Genomic DNA, 16,390 nt, shown 5'->3' with positions numbered 1-16,390 from the left:
AAACATAAAAACCAATGGCCGGCCTCATACCGGCCATTTTATTACCCGTTCGTTTGTTTTTGCTCTGTCATCCATAATACTGCGCGCTCTGCGGCTTGGTTAATCATCATGTAGAACGCGGGCACCACAAACAACGTAAGCAACATGGCGCTGAGTAATCCACCAACGACGGTAAGCGCTAGCGGATGCATAATTTCAGCACCTTCCCCTAGCCCAATCGCCAGTGGAAGCATACCGAGTACCGTGGTTAACGTGGTCATCAAGATGGGACGCAGGCGCACACGCGCTGCTTCAAGTATCGCATCGCCCATGTCGAGCTCACGCTCGCGTCTGGCAATTTCAATGTACTCCACTAGCAAGATGGCATTGTTCACCACGATGCCAATTAACAACACCACCCCAATGAGTACCGGCGCTGATAATGAGGTTTGGGTTAAGGCAAGTAAACTGACCACCCCGAACAGGGCCAAAGGTGCCGCTGTGAGGATCACCAAGGGGTTGGTTAATCGTTCATATTGCACGGCCATAACTACAAAGACTAAGAACAGAGCGAGCACCACAACCAAACGCAGCTCGCGGTTGGTATCTTGAATAGTTTCCCACTGCCCTGAATAAATCAGACTGTATTGTTCCGGCAATTCAAAGTTCGCCATGCGCGCTTCCACTTCTTGCATGATTTGGCCAACATCTGCCACTGCCGTGTTGATATCGCCATTCACGCGCACCACGCGGTTTTGATTCTCTCGTTCAATATGCGCGGGCCCTTCACCTAATGAGAACTCTGCGACATCCCGCAGCAAAACAGGTTCACCTTCAACCCGGTCAAGAATAAGGTTGCCCAAGGTTTCTTCGTCAGCGACCTGGTGGCGCGGTAAACGCACCCGGACATCGTATTCGTATTGGCCATCACGGAAATACGAGGGTACGGCGCCATCGACTGCATTACGCACAGCGCGACCTATTTCAGAGACGCGCAAACCAAGATCCGCCGCTCGCTCACGATCCACGACAATTCGCATCAAGGGGCTTTGATCTTCGCGCCCCACTTCCACCCCTTCTAAGCCAGGAATACCTTGCAACAATGCGGCTATGTCGCGCGCATATTCGCGCATATCTGCAAGTTCATCGCCCACCAAGCTTATGGAGAAATCCGAGCCACCCGGGCTAAACTGCAAGCCGCGAATCGCTGGGGGTCGCACACTGATGCGAGCACCCGGCAGATCCAACGCATCCAACCGCTCTTGGGCTTCTGCCACCCATTGCCCTGCCGACATCTCAGGCCGCTGCCGCGCAGGAACCAGTTGCACCCGAATGTTGCTAGTTCCTGGGCGTTCATTAATAATACCCCCACCTAAATGGCCGCCCACCAACGCAAACATGGTCTCTACGTGGGGCATATCCATAATCACTTGCTCGATTTCACGGGCTGCTGCATCGGTTTCAGCTGGCGGAGTGCCACTCGGTAAAACCATGCGAATTCCCACACCGCCATCATCAACTTGCGGCAAAAATTCATTACCTAAATCACCACCAATGCGCACGATGCCAATGCCGGCAAGTACCGCAATAACAATCACGCCATAGCGAAATTTCAACACCGGACGCAGCAGCTTCACATACAGCGTTTGCAGCTTTGTGATTCCGCCGTTAAATCCGCGAATCAGAAAGCTTCGCTCTAAACCACTTTCAAATCGAATGCGCGCTAACAAGGCGGCAAGCATGGGTACAAGGGTGAGTGCTGCCGCCAAGGTGGCCAAAATGGCGAAAGAAATGGTGAGAATAAGCTCGCGGAAAATCAGCGAGGCATATCCGGTGATTAACAAGAATGGCAACACCGCCGCAAGATTGGTGAAGGTTCCCGCGGTAATCGCGGACGTGACTTCACGGGCACCTTCATGGGCTGCTTCATTCATCGGTTTATTCAGTTGTTTATGATGACGAAAGATATTTTCGAGCATAACGATGGCGTTATCGAGGAGTAAGCCTACCCCTAAAGCGAGACCACCCAAGCTAATCACGTTCAGAGTGAGGCCACTCACGCCCATTAAAGCGAAGGTTGCCATGATGGCCACGGGAATCGATAACCCCACCACAAAGCTTTTTCGTAACGAGCCAAGGAACAGAAATACCATGAGCATGGCGAGCACGCCACCAAGCAGAGCCGCAGTACCCACACTGCGAATAGAACCGCGAATAAAGTAAACGGGATCATCCACCGGCTGATAATCGATGTCTTCCGGTAGAAAACCACTGCGCTCGAGCTGGGTCATGAGGGCTTGCACACCCTCCACCACTTCCACGGTATTCGCTTCTGGTAATTTTGTGACGCTCACCTGCACTGCTGGAATGCCATTTAATCGGGAGAAAAGGCGCTGCTCCCGAAATCCATCACGAACCTCAGCCACTTCGCTTAACCGAATACGCTGATCTGAGCCTGGCACTTGCAACAACAAATTGGCCACGTCCGCTTCTGAGGTAAGCATGCCATCGGTTTTGGCCATCACATCAAAGGTGGTGGATGTCATCCAGCCTGCCGCAATATCAATATTTTCCGTTGCCAGTAGATCAATCACATCCTGCATGGTTAAGCCGAAAGCCCGCAACCGATGCTGATCAATAATGACTTCCATTTCTCGCTCTTGACCACCGGCAACCTCCACGCCGGCCACACCATAAATAGCCACTAGCTGCGGGGTGAGCTGATTCACCACCCAATCACGCACAGCCACTTCAGAGCGTACCGATGAACTAAAGCCGGCTTGCCACACCGGATCTTGTGACGGATCCCGTTTGTACAACCGTGGCGGTTCACTGTCGCTGGGCAATTGAGTTCGTGCCAACTCAAGTAATCGACCGGCATCTTGCAATGCCAAATCTAAATTGGTGCCGAGCTCAAAATGCAAATTCACATTGGTGCGCCCCTCCGATGCGCGTGAGTCAATCATCACGAGGTTTTCAACGGCGGCTAAATTGCGCTCCAGCACGCGCGTTACTTGCTCCTCCATGACTTCGGGAGCAACGCCGGGGTAATTCACGGTGACGGTAATTTGCGGGTATTCAATATGGGGAAGGAGGTCTACCGGCAAGCGCTGCACAAAAAATAAGCCCAGCACCAGAATCACTGATGCAATTGAGAGCGTCCCAATGGGTCTTCGAATGGCTAAACTGCTAAGTCCTGAATAGGTTTTACTCATAATACTGAGCCTTTAACCGCGCCAGTTCACGATACGCACTGCAGTGCCGTCACGCATGTCGATGGGATTGGTCGCCAACACCACATCCCCTTCTTCAATGCCAGATAGCACTTCTGTCCACTGGCCGCGGGTAATCCCCACTTCAATGGTGGTACGTTCTAAGCGTTCATCCACCACACGATAGATGTAACGTTTATCTGCATCTTCACCAATGGCTGCAGCGGGCACCGCTAATGCGTTAGGGCGCGGATCCACAGTGAGTGGCAAACGGCCGAGAAATCCTGGGCGAACACCTTGCTCAAAGGCATCTTCGGGCAATAACACCTCAATGCGCAGTAAACGACTGCTGCGATCAGCGATTGGAAAAATCCGCCGAATGGTGCCACGAAACTCGTTATCAGGGAGGCCATCTAAGAGTACAGGAACTTCATCACCCACGGTTAAATGGCGAATATCCCGCTCAGAAACGCCGGGACGCACCACCAGCTCATGCATATTGGCCAATGAGAACAACGGTTGTTGCGCTTCAACCGACTCGCCAATTTCAATATAACGCCCCGTGACCACACCACTTAATGGTGCCAAAATTGAGCCAAAATCAATTCGCGTTTGCCATAAATCGCGCTCGGCAGCGGCTGCAGCATAAGTGGCTTCGGCACGCTGCAGTTCAGAAATAGAAATGGTGTTGCTTTCGCGCAGTTGTTGCAGGCGCTCAAACTCAAGTTGTGCTTCGTATGCTCGCGCTTCAGCCCGTCGCAATTCCGCCTGTTGCTCAGCCACATCAAACTGAGCCATAACAGCCGCTGCTTCCACTGCATCCGACTCTTCCACATGAATGTCGGTCACCCGGCCTTGGGTTCGGCTCGTGAGCGTCACCTGAATACGCGGTTCAACGGTGGCTGATAAGGTAAGTTGCCGCGATAAATCGCGAGGAGTGACTTCATACGCAGCAATAGGCGTGCGCCGCTCGCCGCCCGTTTCATTTCCATTCGTCTGCGAAGGCGCATCACTGCACCCAGCAAGGAAAATGCCGGCGATCACGATTGAAAACCACGCTCGCACCACGGAAGTCTCCTTATTCATCTACTTAAATCAGCATGCATCGACGTTAACAGCCCACGCTCTTTGCTTGCCTAGTCCACCAACCCATACTAAGCCGTCCTCGCATAAAGTTCACTTAAACTAGGCTGATGCCCCTTGTAGCACGACTAACTGCAGTGTTTCGTCGACCTTGATCTGCGCGGATCGTGGCATATTGAGCTGAGTTCGTCCTTGCTGCTGAACGCCCAACAACACACAACCTTGGCTTAATGCATACTGCTGTAATTGGGCAACAGCCACTGTGCCGTAATGGCTCGGCGCCACAGACCGTAAGCTTAAACGAGCACCATCCGACGACAGAAGCTGTTCATACACCGAACGCAACTGCGGATAACGTGCGATTTGCGATAGTACATGTGAAATTACTACCGGACTCACCAAAACTTCATTGGCTGAACGACTTACGTAGCTGGTATTACTGGCATCATGGAGCTCCACCAACACTTGTGGCCTTGTGCCCCCGCGTTGCCCTGCGACGCCAGATTTTTCCTGCTCACTGAGAAGATAATCTAACACCATAAAGCCAACGATACTGCGGGCGTCCGCTTCCTCTCCGGTACCCAACCGATCGCTCGAAAACAACATCACCACATCAAAATCAGTGGGGTTTAAGGCTCGCAGATTCGATTCAACCGTATAGTCTTTTTGAATACACTGAATATTGGGCAAGGTATCTGTTTCGATATTCAGTTGTTCCCGCAAATGAATTTCTCGTTCGAGTAGATTCATCGTTGATACCTGCATGATCGAAAACTCAGTGCGGCTGTCTCGACGCATTTCCGCCATCACCGCAGGCACCTTATTATTCCACCCCAACATAAGCACCGAACGCTTGCGCGGACGCTTGGGCATACGCAAAATATCGCCCTCTGGCTTCGAGGGTTTTTCTTTGCCGGTGCGCGCTCCCTGACGCGGGCTCACCCCTTGTTGGTTGTCTGCTAACAGTAAAATTTCATCACTGCCATCGAGTACGAAATCACCGTCAGGCGCCAGCAAGGTCTCTTTTTTACCATCTTTACGCCGTATCACCCCACAAGGAGTGGCCTGACTAAAACGACTATAAATCGATTGCCAACGTGCGCCATGAAACGAACTAGCCAATACCGGGGTAATTTGGCCTTGATCTTCGGCGACCAACAACGCGTTAATGGCGCCAAATAATCCCGGATACAAGGCACTTCGCACCATAATTCGGGCAATAACCGCATCACTAGCCACCAATTGTAATGGTCCTTTATAGGTATGAACGGCAATATTCACTTTGCCGGGATCCTGCAACTCGGCAATCACTTTAGGGCGCTTTTTCAATTGGCCATAATGGGTTTCCAAACTCATTAAAATTTTAATCACTTCAGAATCGGCCGTGAGAACATGCTCTGCTGACTGTGAACGCCCCGGGATGATCACGGTATCTGCATGCGCCACACCAACCCGATGTAGATGCTCAGGATTAAGCGATGCGCCAGAACGCAATATCACTCGATTCCGTTGCCGTGTACTTAACGGCTCCTGCGCTAACTGCGTCGTCGGGCCCGCTGTTATATCGTCTGCTAACACAACGATACGTCGTAGACTATCCTTCCGAAATCGCCCCGCTAATAGCTCATGAAGTACCGGCACAGTGCGGGATGTCCAACCTAAAATAACCGTGTGATTCTTCAACGTGACCGGGGTGAGCCCTTGCTCTAATCGATTCATTTTACGGAATAGCCACTGCGTCATAATGGCGACCAGCGTACCCATAAATAGCACATACCCAAGTACAGTAAGAATAGTCGAAATAAAACGTCGACCAAGGCCTTCATCGTCGCCAAGGTAGCCTGGGTCGGATAGACGCAAAAATGACCACCATAGCTCTTCGGAAAAGCTGGCTTCACGCGCAACAAGAAAAACTAAAAATCCTCCGATCAAAGAAATCACACCCACGATGCACCACACCACCAACAGCTGAAAAAACGGGCCAGCCGCGAGCAGACGTTCAACATAGAATTTAAAACGATGATAGAGGCTTAGAGGTTGCATAAACGAATCCTAAAAAAAAGTTATTCTCAGCATACACAAGGTCGTCTAAATGTGCGAAAAATCTCGCAAATTGAGTGGGGAAATGTGTGATTAGGGCTCTGTTCTTGGCAAAAACTTGTGAATCAGATTCAAGCTGCTAGCCTTGAAAAGGCGTTTGAGGTGGACCCCTGACCAACGCAGTGCGTTGGCTACGAGGTATTTTTTTGCAACCAACGCACTGCGTTATGAGGTGTTTGATGTAGCCAACGCACTGCGTTGGTTATGAGGTGTTTGATGTAGCCAACGCACTGCGTTGGTTACCCTAAAATGGAGCATTCCCTATGAGTTCAGCCAAATCATCGCGATGGCGTTCTGCACTTCTTCTTCCTGTTTTTATTCCCGCCGTTGTTGTTATTTTTCTTTTGGTCGTAGGTACCCTCAGCAACCCTGAACTCGCTGGGGAAGTATTCTCGACGGTATTGGCACGAATTACGGAAGATTTTGGCTGGTTCTATATGCTAGCCGTCGCTTTATTCCTGATGTTTATTGTGATTGTGGCTGTATCACGCTGGGGACGCGTGAAATTGGGCCCCGACCATGCGGAGCCTGAGTATAGCTTTCCGGCATGGTTCGCCATGCTCTTTTCGGCAGGTTACGGCATCGCCTTACTATTTTTTGGCGTGTCTGAACCCGTGTTGCATTACGCATCACCGCCTGCGGGAGCGGCTCTTACTGTCGACGCTGCCAAACAGGCTATGCAAATTTCCTACTTTCATTGGGGTTTTCATATTTGGGCTATTTATGGCCTCGTCGGTTTGGTACTGGCCTATTTTTCGTTTCGTCACGGTTTGCCGTTATCCATGCGATCCACCCTATTTCCATTAATTGGCGAGCGCATTCATGGCCCCATCGGCCACACGGTAGATACCTTTGCCATTTTAGGCACTATGTTTGGTATTGCCACCACCTTAGGGCTATCGGTCATTCAAATTAACGCGGGTCTTAATTATTTATGGCCATCCATTCCTGTCAGTACGATCGTGCAGGTAGTGGTGATCTTCTTTATCACCTTACTGGCAATCGCGTCGGTGGTGGCCGGTTTAGACAAGGGGATTAAGCGCCTTTCCATCATTAATATGACTCTGGTACTGTTTTTGCTGCTCTTTGTGTTCGCGTTTGGCCCAACCGTTCATATACTTGAAACCTTCCTGCAAAATACCGGCAGTTACCTGAACTATATTGTCGAGCGCACCTTTAACTTACAAGCGTATAGCCGCAGCGATTGGATTGGAAACTGGACCCTGTTTATCTTTGGCTGGACCATTGCTTGGGCTCCCTTCGTGGGCTTGTTTATTGCCAAAATTAGTCGCGGCCGCACCATTCGCCAGTTCGTGTTTGGTGTGATGCTAGTGCCGACTATTTTCACGTTCTTCTGGTTTTCCGTATTTGGTGATACCGCCTTACACATGATTATGGTGCAAGGCTATGAATCCCTGATTACGGAAGTTCAAGACGACCAAGCCATTGCTCTATTTAAGCTCTATGAGCGATTACCCTTAACCAGCATATTATCGTTTGTAACCGTTGTTCTGATTATGACGTTCTTCGTGACCTCATCTGACTCCGGTTCACTGGTCATCGATTCACTTGCCTCTGGTGGCGTGATGAACACACCGGTATGGCAACGTGTTTTCTGGGCAAGCACGGAAGGTGTTGTTGCCGCTATCTTGTTGCTTGCTGGCGGCCTTACTGCATTACAGACAGCCGCCATTGCCAGTGCCCTGCCATTCGCCATTATTATGATGATTGCAGCGGTGGGGATGTGGCGCGCGTTGGTGATTGAAGGGCATCAATATAGCAGCTTACGAAGCCATACTCAGGTACATCGTCGGGGTGTACACGCCGGTGCCAATTATTGGAAGAAGCGCCTTGCTGGCATGGTCGATTTCCCCAGCAAAGAAAGCGTAGATGCCTTTATTCGTAACACCTGTGCCACCTGCCTCAATAAAGTGAAGCAAGAGCTCTCGGATAAGAAGTGGGAAGCTAACGTGGTTATGGAAGAAGAGCCTACCCGCGTGATTCTCACTGTTGAACGGGATGAAATTGAGTTCACTTATGAGATTCGTATGCGTGGTTATCATCGCCCTGGATTTGCGGTTACCCAGTTATCCGGAGAAGACGACTATTTCCGAGCGGAAGTGTTTTTGCGCCAAGGTGGTCAGGCTTATGATGTATATGGGTTTGAAGAAGCCGATATTATCGATGATGTCTTAAACCAGTTTGAAAACTACCTGCACTTCCGGCATCACTCGCCAGGCAGTTTGCCCTGGGATGTCTCTCAACATGATGAAGACCTTATCGACGGCAAGGATGAGTTAGAGAGTCCAAACGAACCATCCCGCTAACAGTAACTGATCAGCAACGGAAAAACGGAGGGCAATGCCCTCCGCTTTCCGTTTTTTGCTGCTGCTATGTTGGTACTTCTACTTCACTACATCAGTGCAAGATCCGATATGCATCAAACTCGGGAACTTGCGCTGCAATTTGTGCCTCAGTTGCACTTAATTGTTGCAACTGCTGACACATGGCTTCACCTTTCACTTCCAAGGCTTGGCCTTTGGCCTCCATGCTTGACTCAAGCACTTCGGCCATATTCTCCATCCGCTCTTCGAATTGATTCATGCGATCTTCAATTGATCCAGAGCCACTCATCAGCATACGGCCAACCATCATCATCATGCTGCCCATAGACTCGGTAATAATCGATTCGAGCTCTTCATCCAGCGTCGTGGACAAGCGGTCACCAAAGGCGTCGAGCTGGCTTCCCTGTACCACGTAAACTTGCTGGTCTTGATAGGCAATGGTGTTGAAATCATGACGCAGGCGATCTTGTAAGTTCTCTACTCGCTGAATCACTTTGTGATTTTCGCCGAATAGTTCAGAGAACGCCGTGGTTAGCGCAAACGAAGTCATTTCAAGCGCTTCATCCATAACTTCAGCTACAAAGATGGCTTGGTCGGTGACGCCGTTCTTGTAACTAATCAACAGGCCCCGCGTTTCGCTATCTACATCGATAGCGGCACCATTGAGATAAAGGTCACCATTAGCGGAAATACGCATTTGCTCAACACCGCCGTCGGTTACCAGGAGTTCCTGATATGACGCGCGAATATCCCGATCAAACTTAAAATTACACTGTTGTTTGTGAAAACCGCTGTGTAATTGATTGCTAATTGAAAAATTATTCTGATCTGCAGGTGCTGCGCTAGCGAGTGCGATACTTGCTGACAAAATCAGTGAGGTAATCATTCTGGTTCTCCTAGTCACTGTCATTAAACAAATTCACAATGGCTGCATGAGGTTGTTCAGCGATTGTTAATGGTAATGAAGCAGAAACCATGCCAGAAATTATATTTATCTGATTATTAAGAGTTATTTTTTATTTAAAAATAAAAAGCCAAGCTCGGTTAGCGAATTTCACTAACCTCACTTGGCTTTTACACGTATTTTTTAGTGATCTTTACAGGGGCTTCTCAAGCCTCAGGGCAGAATTATTCAAGCCCTAATGGACGCTTACCTTGTTCAAACACGATATCTACCGGAATATTGGCTGCATCAATACGATCGAGCTCGGCTTGCAAATCAGGACCGATACCGCCCATTTCCGCAAACAAACGCGCGGTACCTTCGTAGTCGCCATCCCCTTGCAAGCGCAGAATCAGTTCCGACAAACTATTCATCGCCGCCCGCATGTTTTCCATATCCACAGAATAGAAGCCGGCATCGTCACGTACAAATGCACCAGCCTGCTCAAAGTAGTTAAAGCGAATCATATTGGCTTGGCCATGGGCACTCGAAGCACCGAAACGAACCGAGCGGAAAATACCGGCAAGGAAGGTGACATAATAATCTTCAAGTTGACCGTCGGTGAGAATGCCCTCTTCCAATAACTGAGTCACCATATATAAACCCAGAATATCCGCTTTACCTTCTTCTAGCGGCGCTGCGTATTCACGCAAGGCATTACGCACCGGACCTTCGCCGGTAATGGTATTTTTAATGCCGAGGCCGTGCGCAACTTCGTGGAACATCGTGTTCGCGAAGAAAGCATCAAAGGTAATGTGCTGACGTTGATCTGGCGCGATCAGCACATCAGCGATAGGAACGAGAATTTCATCAAATTTTGCCTGCATCGCGTTTTTCAATTGCGAACGGCGAGTTCCTTTTGCCAATTGTACTTCTTCGTCATTTGGCAAATTCACCGCGATGGTTTTGCTACCGGCATTTGAATGGCCCGCATAGTAAACAACGTCATAGGCATTTAACTGTGCTTCGCTGCCTGGTTCTTCCGCTTTGTATTCATCGGGCACCGGTAAGCCGCGCTGCAAAGCTGGCAGAGTGTCCGCATAAACCGCTAAACGCTCACTCCACGCCATGTCCTTGACCAACACATAGGCTTCAAATCCTGCTTTGTAACCAAAGAGGCGATCTTCGTAGGTTTCGATAGGACCAATAATCACATCAACGGTGTTATCAACCATATCCATCCACGCATAATCTGACGCTTGATATTCGTTGCTTAAGAACGCCTCTGCCCGCATTTGTAAATAACGGGAGAACAACGGATCTTCAGCCAACTCAGCTGCCTGCATCAGAAGATCGGCTGCCCGTTGAAGTTGCTCTGCATACTTCTCATTGTACGCCACGGTATAGAGCGCACCTTCGTCATCACGACGCACTAAGGTATATAGACTGTCTTTATCCGCCAGCTCAGTGGCATCGAACTCTTCCCGCGTCATATCTGCAGGATAGTAATTCGCACCCAAGGGCTTAGGACCATACCCTTGAATAAAGGGCGCCATGTTGTTAAGTCGGTCCCAAGGGCCGTAATTAATTTCGGCAAAAGTACGCACTTTCGGATCATCAATGCTGGCTAACAGGGCATCCCGATCACCGGGGTATGCTTGCATCCAAAATAGCTCATCCATAATGTCAGCAGCATCAATCAGCACGCTTATAAGTTGCTTTTTTTGATCCGACAAATGGGAAATGTCTACATCCATGGGCACAGACACATAAATATCTAAACGGTGCTCAGTACCAGGCACCAGTTCGCTACGCGCACGATCATCAGCGTGCGAGGTCGGACTCGGGGCCTCGCCGCATGCGGCCAATATGAGTGTGCTAGCCGCCAACACCATGCCGAGTCGCTGAGCACTTGCTTTTCTTAGGAAATTTCGCATTACGAGCTCTCACTTGTTATCGTTATATGAACAACCAATTATGTATGTTCTTTCGTGTTTCGTCTAAGCTTTAGATGATAAACATTAAAAATTAACCCACAACATGGAATCAAAACGTGAGAGCTATGAGCTACGCATTGTTTGCATTATTTGTCGCGGGCGTTATTTTTTGGTGGATCTGGATTAGCCCATTTTCGTTCACTTATTCCGACACCACGTTGGACATTGATGAGGAGGCAACCCATCGTGTTTTTGCCTTTGGCACGTTAAGAAATCATTTTGTACGCTCTTTAATTATTCGCCGCTACGTGCCGACGGAACCCGCGAAATTGGGAGGGTATCGGCGATACGGATTGGATTTATTGCCCGATGAAGACTCGGTCACCGAGGGGGTTATTTTCTACGTCACCCCGACTCAACTGCGGCGTCTTGATCGCTATGAACGTGTCGGCGTGAAGTATGAACGTTACTTGTATACACTTGAGGACGGAGAACACGCGTGGGTATATCGCCTTATTTCAGATATTCAGCCCATATTGGAGGAGTAGCCGCTTATGTCTGAATCATTGGTTTCGGTGCCTCGTCGCACCACTGAAGACGACAGCGAGCGACGTGTCGGCGTAGAAATTGAGTTGGGCGCGTTGTCATTAGATGCGGTGACAGACATTGTTGAAAAATTTCTGTCCGAGCTCGATGTCAGCACCGAAACCGCAAGTAAAGGACGCTACGAACGAGAGATTAGTGGCGACGATGCGGGTCCCTGGGTTATAGAATTTGACTACAGTTATCTAAAAAAACTAGGACGGGAAGAGCATCAGGAAGAATGGCAAAAATCAGCAGAAAAGGGCCTTGCCTGGATTGCTGAGAGTGTTGTTCCGGTGGAAATTGTCAGCCCTCCTCTGCCACTATCACGCTTAGAACAAGTGGAAACACTGATCGAGCATCTGCGGAAAGCCGGCGCACGCGGCTCATCCGACAGCTTAGCGTATGCGTTTGGCATGCAACTTAACCCTGAAGTACCTGACACCCAAGCGCAAACCATTACGCGCTACTTGCAATCCTTTCTCTGTTGCTACGATTGGCTGTTAAAGCGCATTGCGCCTGATATATCCCGACGTATCAGCAGTTTTATTGACCCTTTCCCAAGCAAGTATTTGGATAAAGTACTCGATCCTGACTATGCCCCGTCATTGGAGCAACTTATGGACGATTATCTTGCTGACAACCCAACACGCAATAGAGCCTTGGATATGTTGCCGCTGTTTCGCCATCTCGACGAAAAGCGAGTTATGAATGCGGTGCCCGATGACCTTATCAAAGCCCGGCCTACCTTCCATTATCGTTTACCGGGCTGTGAGATTCATCGCGCCGACTGGGGATTATTTTCCGTTTGGAATGACTGGGCTGTGATTGAGCAGCTAGCAGAATCTGAGGCGTTACTTGAAGACGCCCTGAGTCACTACCAGCGCCAACGAAAGCGTTTTCTATCTTGGTTTGGAAAAAAATGGCAAACCTATATGGCCGAAGACATTATTCCCGCCCTGTTAGAGCAGCGCAAGAAGGACTGAGCGTGTGCCCAAAAGTAGCGCGATGATAAAGACACAACCACCCAAAATATTCTGACGGCGCGTATTCCCGTAACGCCCCATCGATTGCTGATTCACCGCCAGCAGCAGGAACCCAGCGATCAGCGGTAGCAAAATTCCATTGGCCACTTGCGCAAACAGAATCAATGCAATCGGCCGAATCCCTAATGACGCCACGACAACGCCCACTAGAATAATGGCAAGCCAGGTACCGCGAAAGGCCTTGCTGCGTAAATCTATGTTCCAGCCAAGTACCCCTGTGAGAGCATACGCCGATGCCAAGGGCGCGGTAATCGCAGAGGATAACCCTGCGGCGAGTAAGCCGGTAGCCATTAGGTAGGTTGCGGCGCGCCCAAATATGGGCTCAAGGGACACGGCCAAATCCGCCGCTCCCGCAATCGTCGCTTGCTGTCCAAAATAGGCCGCTGCCGCGGTCGAGACAATGGCAATGGAGACCAAGCCACCGAGAGGAATTGAGGTTGCGATATCAGAGCGCGCTTCTAGCAGCGCTTGTTCCGTCGGTACCTTCGTTGCCGGCCATCGGGTGCGCGCACTTGCTGCATGCAAAAATAGCGCGTATGGAACTACAGTGGTGCCAATCAGCGCCATCATGGTCAAAGCGCCACCTGTTGGGATCTGGGGGACGAGTAAGCCGCGCAGGAGCGCCAGCACGTCAGGACGGGTAAGAACGAAGGTTGTTAAGAAGGCTAAACTCATGAGCACCACAAGTGCAATAAGCACACGCTCAATCGTTTTATATTTGCCCTGCCATAGGATAAGGGCCGCAAGCAACCCAAGAATCGCCGCCCAAGGGTTCGCACCCGTGTGGGTTACTATCGCTTGGATCCAAGGCAACTCACCCCATAGTGCATCAGCACCTAAGCTGGCACCGGTGAGGTTACCCCCTTGATAGGCGCTATTGCCTATCACCACCGCAGCAACCACTAGGGCGATAAAGCCAACCCGAATCAACGGGGTAGATACAACCGTCCGTAAACTTTCACCTAATCCCGCTTGCGTGACGACGCCAATGCGGGCCGCCATTTCCTGCAAAATCATGGTGGCAATCACGGCAAATACCAGAGCCCACAGCAGCCCATAACCAAACTGAGCACCTGCTAACGAGGCCGTGACCACAGTGCCAGGACCAATAAAGGCCGCAGCAACTAAGGTTGCTGGGCCAAACCGAAAGCGAAAGCGCCCTGCCACCGATTATTGCTCCGCAGGCGCTGTATGTTCGAGCATAAAGTTAATCGCTCGCTCGTACAGCTTGACGTTATTTTCCACTTTGTAAAAACCATGGCCCTCGTCTTCCACCAAGAGTTCTTCATAAGGAATGTTGTGTTCGTCTAAACGTTCCTTAAGTAGGTGGTAATGATCCACGTGAGCACGAATATCCTCTGCACCATGGGCAATAAACAATGGGGTTTTTATATTCTCCACATGGTTTGAGGGTGAACGTCGTTGTAACAGCTCTTCATTATTCCCCAACACACGATTCAAGAAGTTGCGACCACTCGCAGTTTCTGGAACATCACCGGTTTCTTTCATCAGCGGCAGATCGTACACGCCAATAAAAGCGAACGCGCAGGCATACAGGTCGGGCTCGCGGGTAATCCCGGAAAGCGTTGCAAATCCACCATAACTTGCCCCGGCAATACACACACGATCGGCATCTGCGTAACCTTGCTCAATGAGCCAATGGGTAGCGTCAGTCACGTCATCTTGCATTTTCGCGCCCCACTGACGATAGCCTTTGCGCTCAAACTCCCAACCGTAACCACCGGATCCACGGAAGTTAATTTGCAGCACACCCAAACCGCGCGATGCCATCAGTTGCACCACAGGATCAAAGCCCCAGTAATCGCGCACCCCATGCGGCCCACCGTGCACATACACTACAAATGGCAAGTTCTCGTGAGATCCCTGATTTTTCGGCAACGTCATATACCCATGCAGCTCAACATCATCGCGGGCTGTAAGCGCAACCGGCTGCATCGGCGACATCATTTCTGGATCGATCCAGCTACGTGACCCAGCGATAAAACGAAGGGCTGGTGCTTCCGTATCTAACAAAAAGAATTCTTGCGGGGCAATATCACTCGATACCGACACCACCGCGCGTTTGCCGTCACGAGTCCAGTTGTGAATGTGAACATAGTTGCCTTCGAACATTGCACTCAATTGCGTTAACCACTGTGATTCAAACGCATCTTCATCAATTAAGTGCATGAGCGGGTTGCCTGGGCTAAAGCGGGCGCCAAGCAATCGCTCACCAGTAACATCAAACTTGTAGGCGGAAATTCCGGTGAATAAACCGATATCAATTTCTACGCCGTAATCATTGGCCACAGGTATCGCATCGCCTTCTGCAAAGCGTGCAAGCCATAAACCAGAACCCTCATCTCGGCGCACCTGAAAATAAACACCATCACCTTCGTCGGTAAAGGCTATCGGCGAAATACTCTGGCCTATCGTATTCTCAAAGGTGCGCCACGGTGAATCACTGTCTGGACGCCACGCAAATTCGCCTTTGTTATCATCATTGGTTCCGTAGGCAAAACGTACCACCCCTTGTTGGTCTGCCATCAAACCGCCTCGGTTTAAAGGGGACGAGGTAACCGTGCGCAAACGCGCATCTTGAATATTTAAACGCTCTGCAATGGGTTTTGGACGATCATGAGCCCAGTGTTGGATCAAAATCCAATCCGGCTCTTCCGGCAATAAATTAATCACCGACATGTGACGAAATACGTAGCTTCCTGGGTTGGTACCAAACAACTGCCGGCGGTTGGAGCCATCGGCGTTCATTGCGAATACTCGTCCGGTCATAGCGGGGATCTCAAGAGGACCCACTTGAATGGTGGTTTGGAATATAATGCGATCGTTTGTCACCCAACTCACGCCTATCGGGCTTTCGCCCCCGCGCAGCTCAAATGCAGACTTTACCGCGATACTCGCCAAGTCAGAAATATCGAGGATCGCAAGATTATTTCTGCCCTCAGCGGGAACCGTCACCGCCGCATAATTACCAAGAGGGGATAATGAAATATTACTAAACTCAGCGTGACGGAAAAAATCCTCGATGGGGATTTGCGCTGGATTTGATTGCGCCAACACGGGCGCACTGATGAGGGCAAATAAAAATAATGCGAATACTCGCAAACGAACCATATACGATTTCATAACCGAATCCGACACACTTTAGTGTGGCAGGCCTATCCCGCCAACTTATTATTATGAGGCTAGGTTAGCAATTTGAGTT

At 50.1% G+C, this 16,390-nt stretch carries 10 protein-coding genes; 3 read left to right on the top strand and 7 right to left on the bottom strand.

The window, feature by feature from the left end; genetic code table 11:
* Positions 1–41 precede the first annotated feature (41 nt).
* The 3 genes from HXZ99_RS09695 to HXZ99_RS09685 all read right to left on the bottom strand — a co-directional run bounded on the left by HXZ99_RS09695 (position 42) and on the right by HXZ99_RS09685 (position 6,317).
* Entirely contained in the window at positions 42–3,194 is a 3,153-nt protein-coding gene (locus HXZ99_RS09695) for an efflux RND transporter permease subunit (protein WP_194757098.1), read from the bottom strand.
* 12 nt (positions 3,195–3,206) lie between these two features.
* Positions 3,207–4,259, bottom strand: coding sequence for an efflux RND transporter periplasmic adaptor subunit (locus HXZ99_RS09690; protein WP_331458489.1), 1,053 nt, complete (start codon positions 4,257–4,259; stop codon positions 3,207–3,209).
* A gap of 117 nt (positions 4,260–4,376) precedes the next feature.
* Positions 4,377–6,317: a CASTOR/POLLUX-related putative ion channel gene (locus HXZ99_RS09685; protein WP_194757096.1), complete on the bottom strand. Its 1,941-nt coding sequence runs from the start codon at positions 6,315–6,317 to the stop codon at positions 4,377–4,379.
* Between the two features lie 320 nt (positions 6,318–6,637).
* On the opposite strand from HXZ99_RS09685, the gene HXZ99_RS09680 reads away from it, so the two are divergent.
* Entirely contained in the window at positions 6,638–8,701 is a 2,064-nt protein-coding gene (locus tag HXZ99_RS09680; protein ID WP_194757095.1) for a BCCT family transporter, read from the top strand.
* 91 nt (positions 8,702–8,792) lie between these two features.
* On the opposite strand, the gene HXZ99_RS09675 is transcribed toward HXZ99_RS09680, so the two are convergent.
* A complete protein-coding gene (locus HXZ99_RS09675) occupies positions 8,793–9,605 on the bottom strand; it encodes a DUF2884 family protein (RefSeq protein WP_194757094.1) in 813 nt (270 codons plus the stop codon).
* Positions 9,606–9,847: 242 nt separating this feature from the next.
* On the bottom strand, positions 9,848–11,539 hold the full coding sequence (locus HXZ99_RS09670) for a dipeptidyl-peptidase 3 family protein (RefSeq protein ID WP_407928516.1): 1,692 nt from the start codon (positions 11,537–11,539) through the stop codon (positions 9,848–9,850).
* Between the two features lie 125 nt (positions 11,540–11,664).
* Here HXZ99_RS09670 and HXZ99_RS09665 point away from each other — a divergent pair, with 125 nt between their 5' ends.
* Both HXZ99_RS09665 and HXZ99_RS09660 read left to right on the top strand, forming a co-directional pair.
* Positions 11,665–12,087 carry a gamma-glutamylcyclotransferase family protein gene (locus HXZ99_RS09665; protein ID WP_194757093.1) on the top strand — a complete coding sequence of 141 codons (423 nt, stop codon included), beginning with the start codon at positions 11,665–11,667 and terminating at the stop codon, positions 12,085–12,087.
* Between the two features lie 6 nt (positions 12,088–12,093).
* Positions 12,094–13,107, top strand: a complete 1,014-nt coding sequence (locus HXZ99_RS09660) for an amidoligase family protein (protein WP_194757092.1) — start codon at positions 12,094–12,096, stop codon at positions 13,105–13,107.
* On the opposite strand, the gene HXZ99_RS09655 is transcribed toward HXZ99_RS09660, so the two are convergent.
* Positions 13,084–14,334: an Nramp family divalent metal transporter gene (locus HXZ99_RS09655; RefSeq protein WP_194757091.1), complete on the bottom strand. Its 1,251-nt coding sequence runs from the start codon at positions 14,332–14,334 to the stop codon at positions 13,084–13,086. The genes HXZ99_RS09660 and HXZ99_RS09655 overlap by 24 nt on opposite strands.
* A 3-nt stretch (positions 14,335–14,337) precedes the next feature.
* Positions 14,338–16,311: an alpha/beta hydrolase family protein gene (locus HXZ99_RS09650; protein ID WP_194757090.1), complete on the bottom strand. Its 1,974-nt coding sequence runs from the start codon at positions 16,309–16,311 to the stop codon at positions 14,338–14,340.
* Positions 16,312–16,390: the final 79 nt, after the last annotated feature.

The sequence above is a fragment of the Aliidiomarina indica genome, from assembly GCF_015354615.1.
GTDB classification, from domain to species: Bacteria; Pseudomonadota; Gammaproteobacteria; order Enterobacterales; family Alteromonadaceae; genus Aliidiomarina; species Aliidiomarina indica.
Note: the sequence above shows the minus strand (reverse complement) of the source record. Positions and strands in the feature narration are given on the sequence as shown.

Bases quoted from the DNA above. Each gene is read 5' to 3' on its own strand.
- HXZ99_RS09695 (WP_194757098.1), bottom strand. From the start codon at position 3,194: ATGAGTAAAACCTATTCAGGACTTAGCAGTTTAGCCATTCGAAGACCC.
- HXZ99_RS09685 (WP_194757096.1), bottom strand. From the start codon at position 6,317: ATGCAACCTCTAAGCCTCTATCATCGTTTTAAATTCTATGTTGAACGT.
- HXZ99_RS09680 (WP_194757095.1), top strand. From the start codon at position 6,638: ATGAGTTCAGCCAAATCATCGCGATGGCGTTCTGCACTTCTTCTTCCT.
- HXZ99_RS09675 (WP_194757094.1), bottom strand. From the start codon at position 9,605: ATGATTACCTCACTGATTTTGTCAGCAAGTATCGCACTCGCTAGCGCA.
- HXZ99_RS09670 (WP_407928516.1), bottom strand. From the start codon at position 11,539: ATGCGAAATTTCCTAAGAAAAGCAAGTGCTCAGCGACTCGGCATGGTG.
- HXZ99_RS09665 (WP_194757093.1), top strand. From the start codon at position 11,665: ATGAGCTACGCATTGTTTGCATTATTTGTCGCGGGCGTTATTTTTTGG.
- HXZ99_RS09660 (WP_194757092.1), top strand. From the start codon at position 12,094: ATGTCTGAATCATTGGTTTCGGTGCCTCGTCGCACCACTGAAGACGAC.
- HXZ99_RS09650 (WP_194757090.1), bottom strand. From the start codon at position 16,311: ATGAAATCGTATATGGTTCGTTTGCGAGTATTCGCATTATTTTTATTT.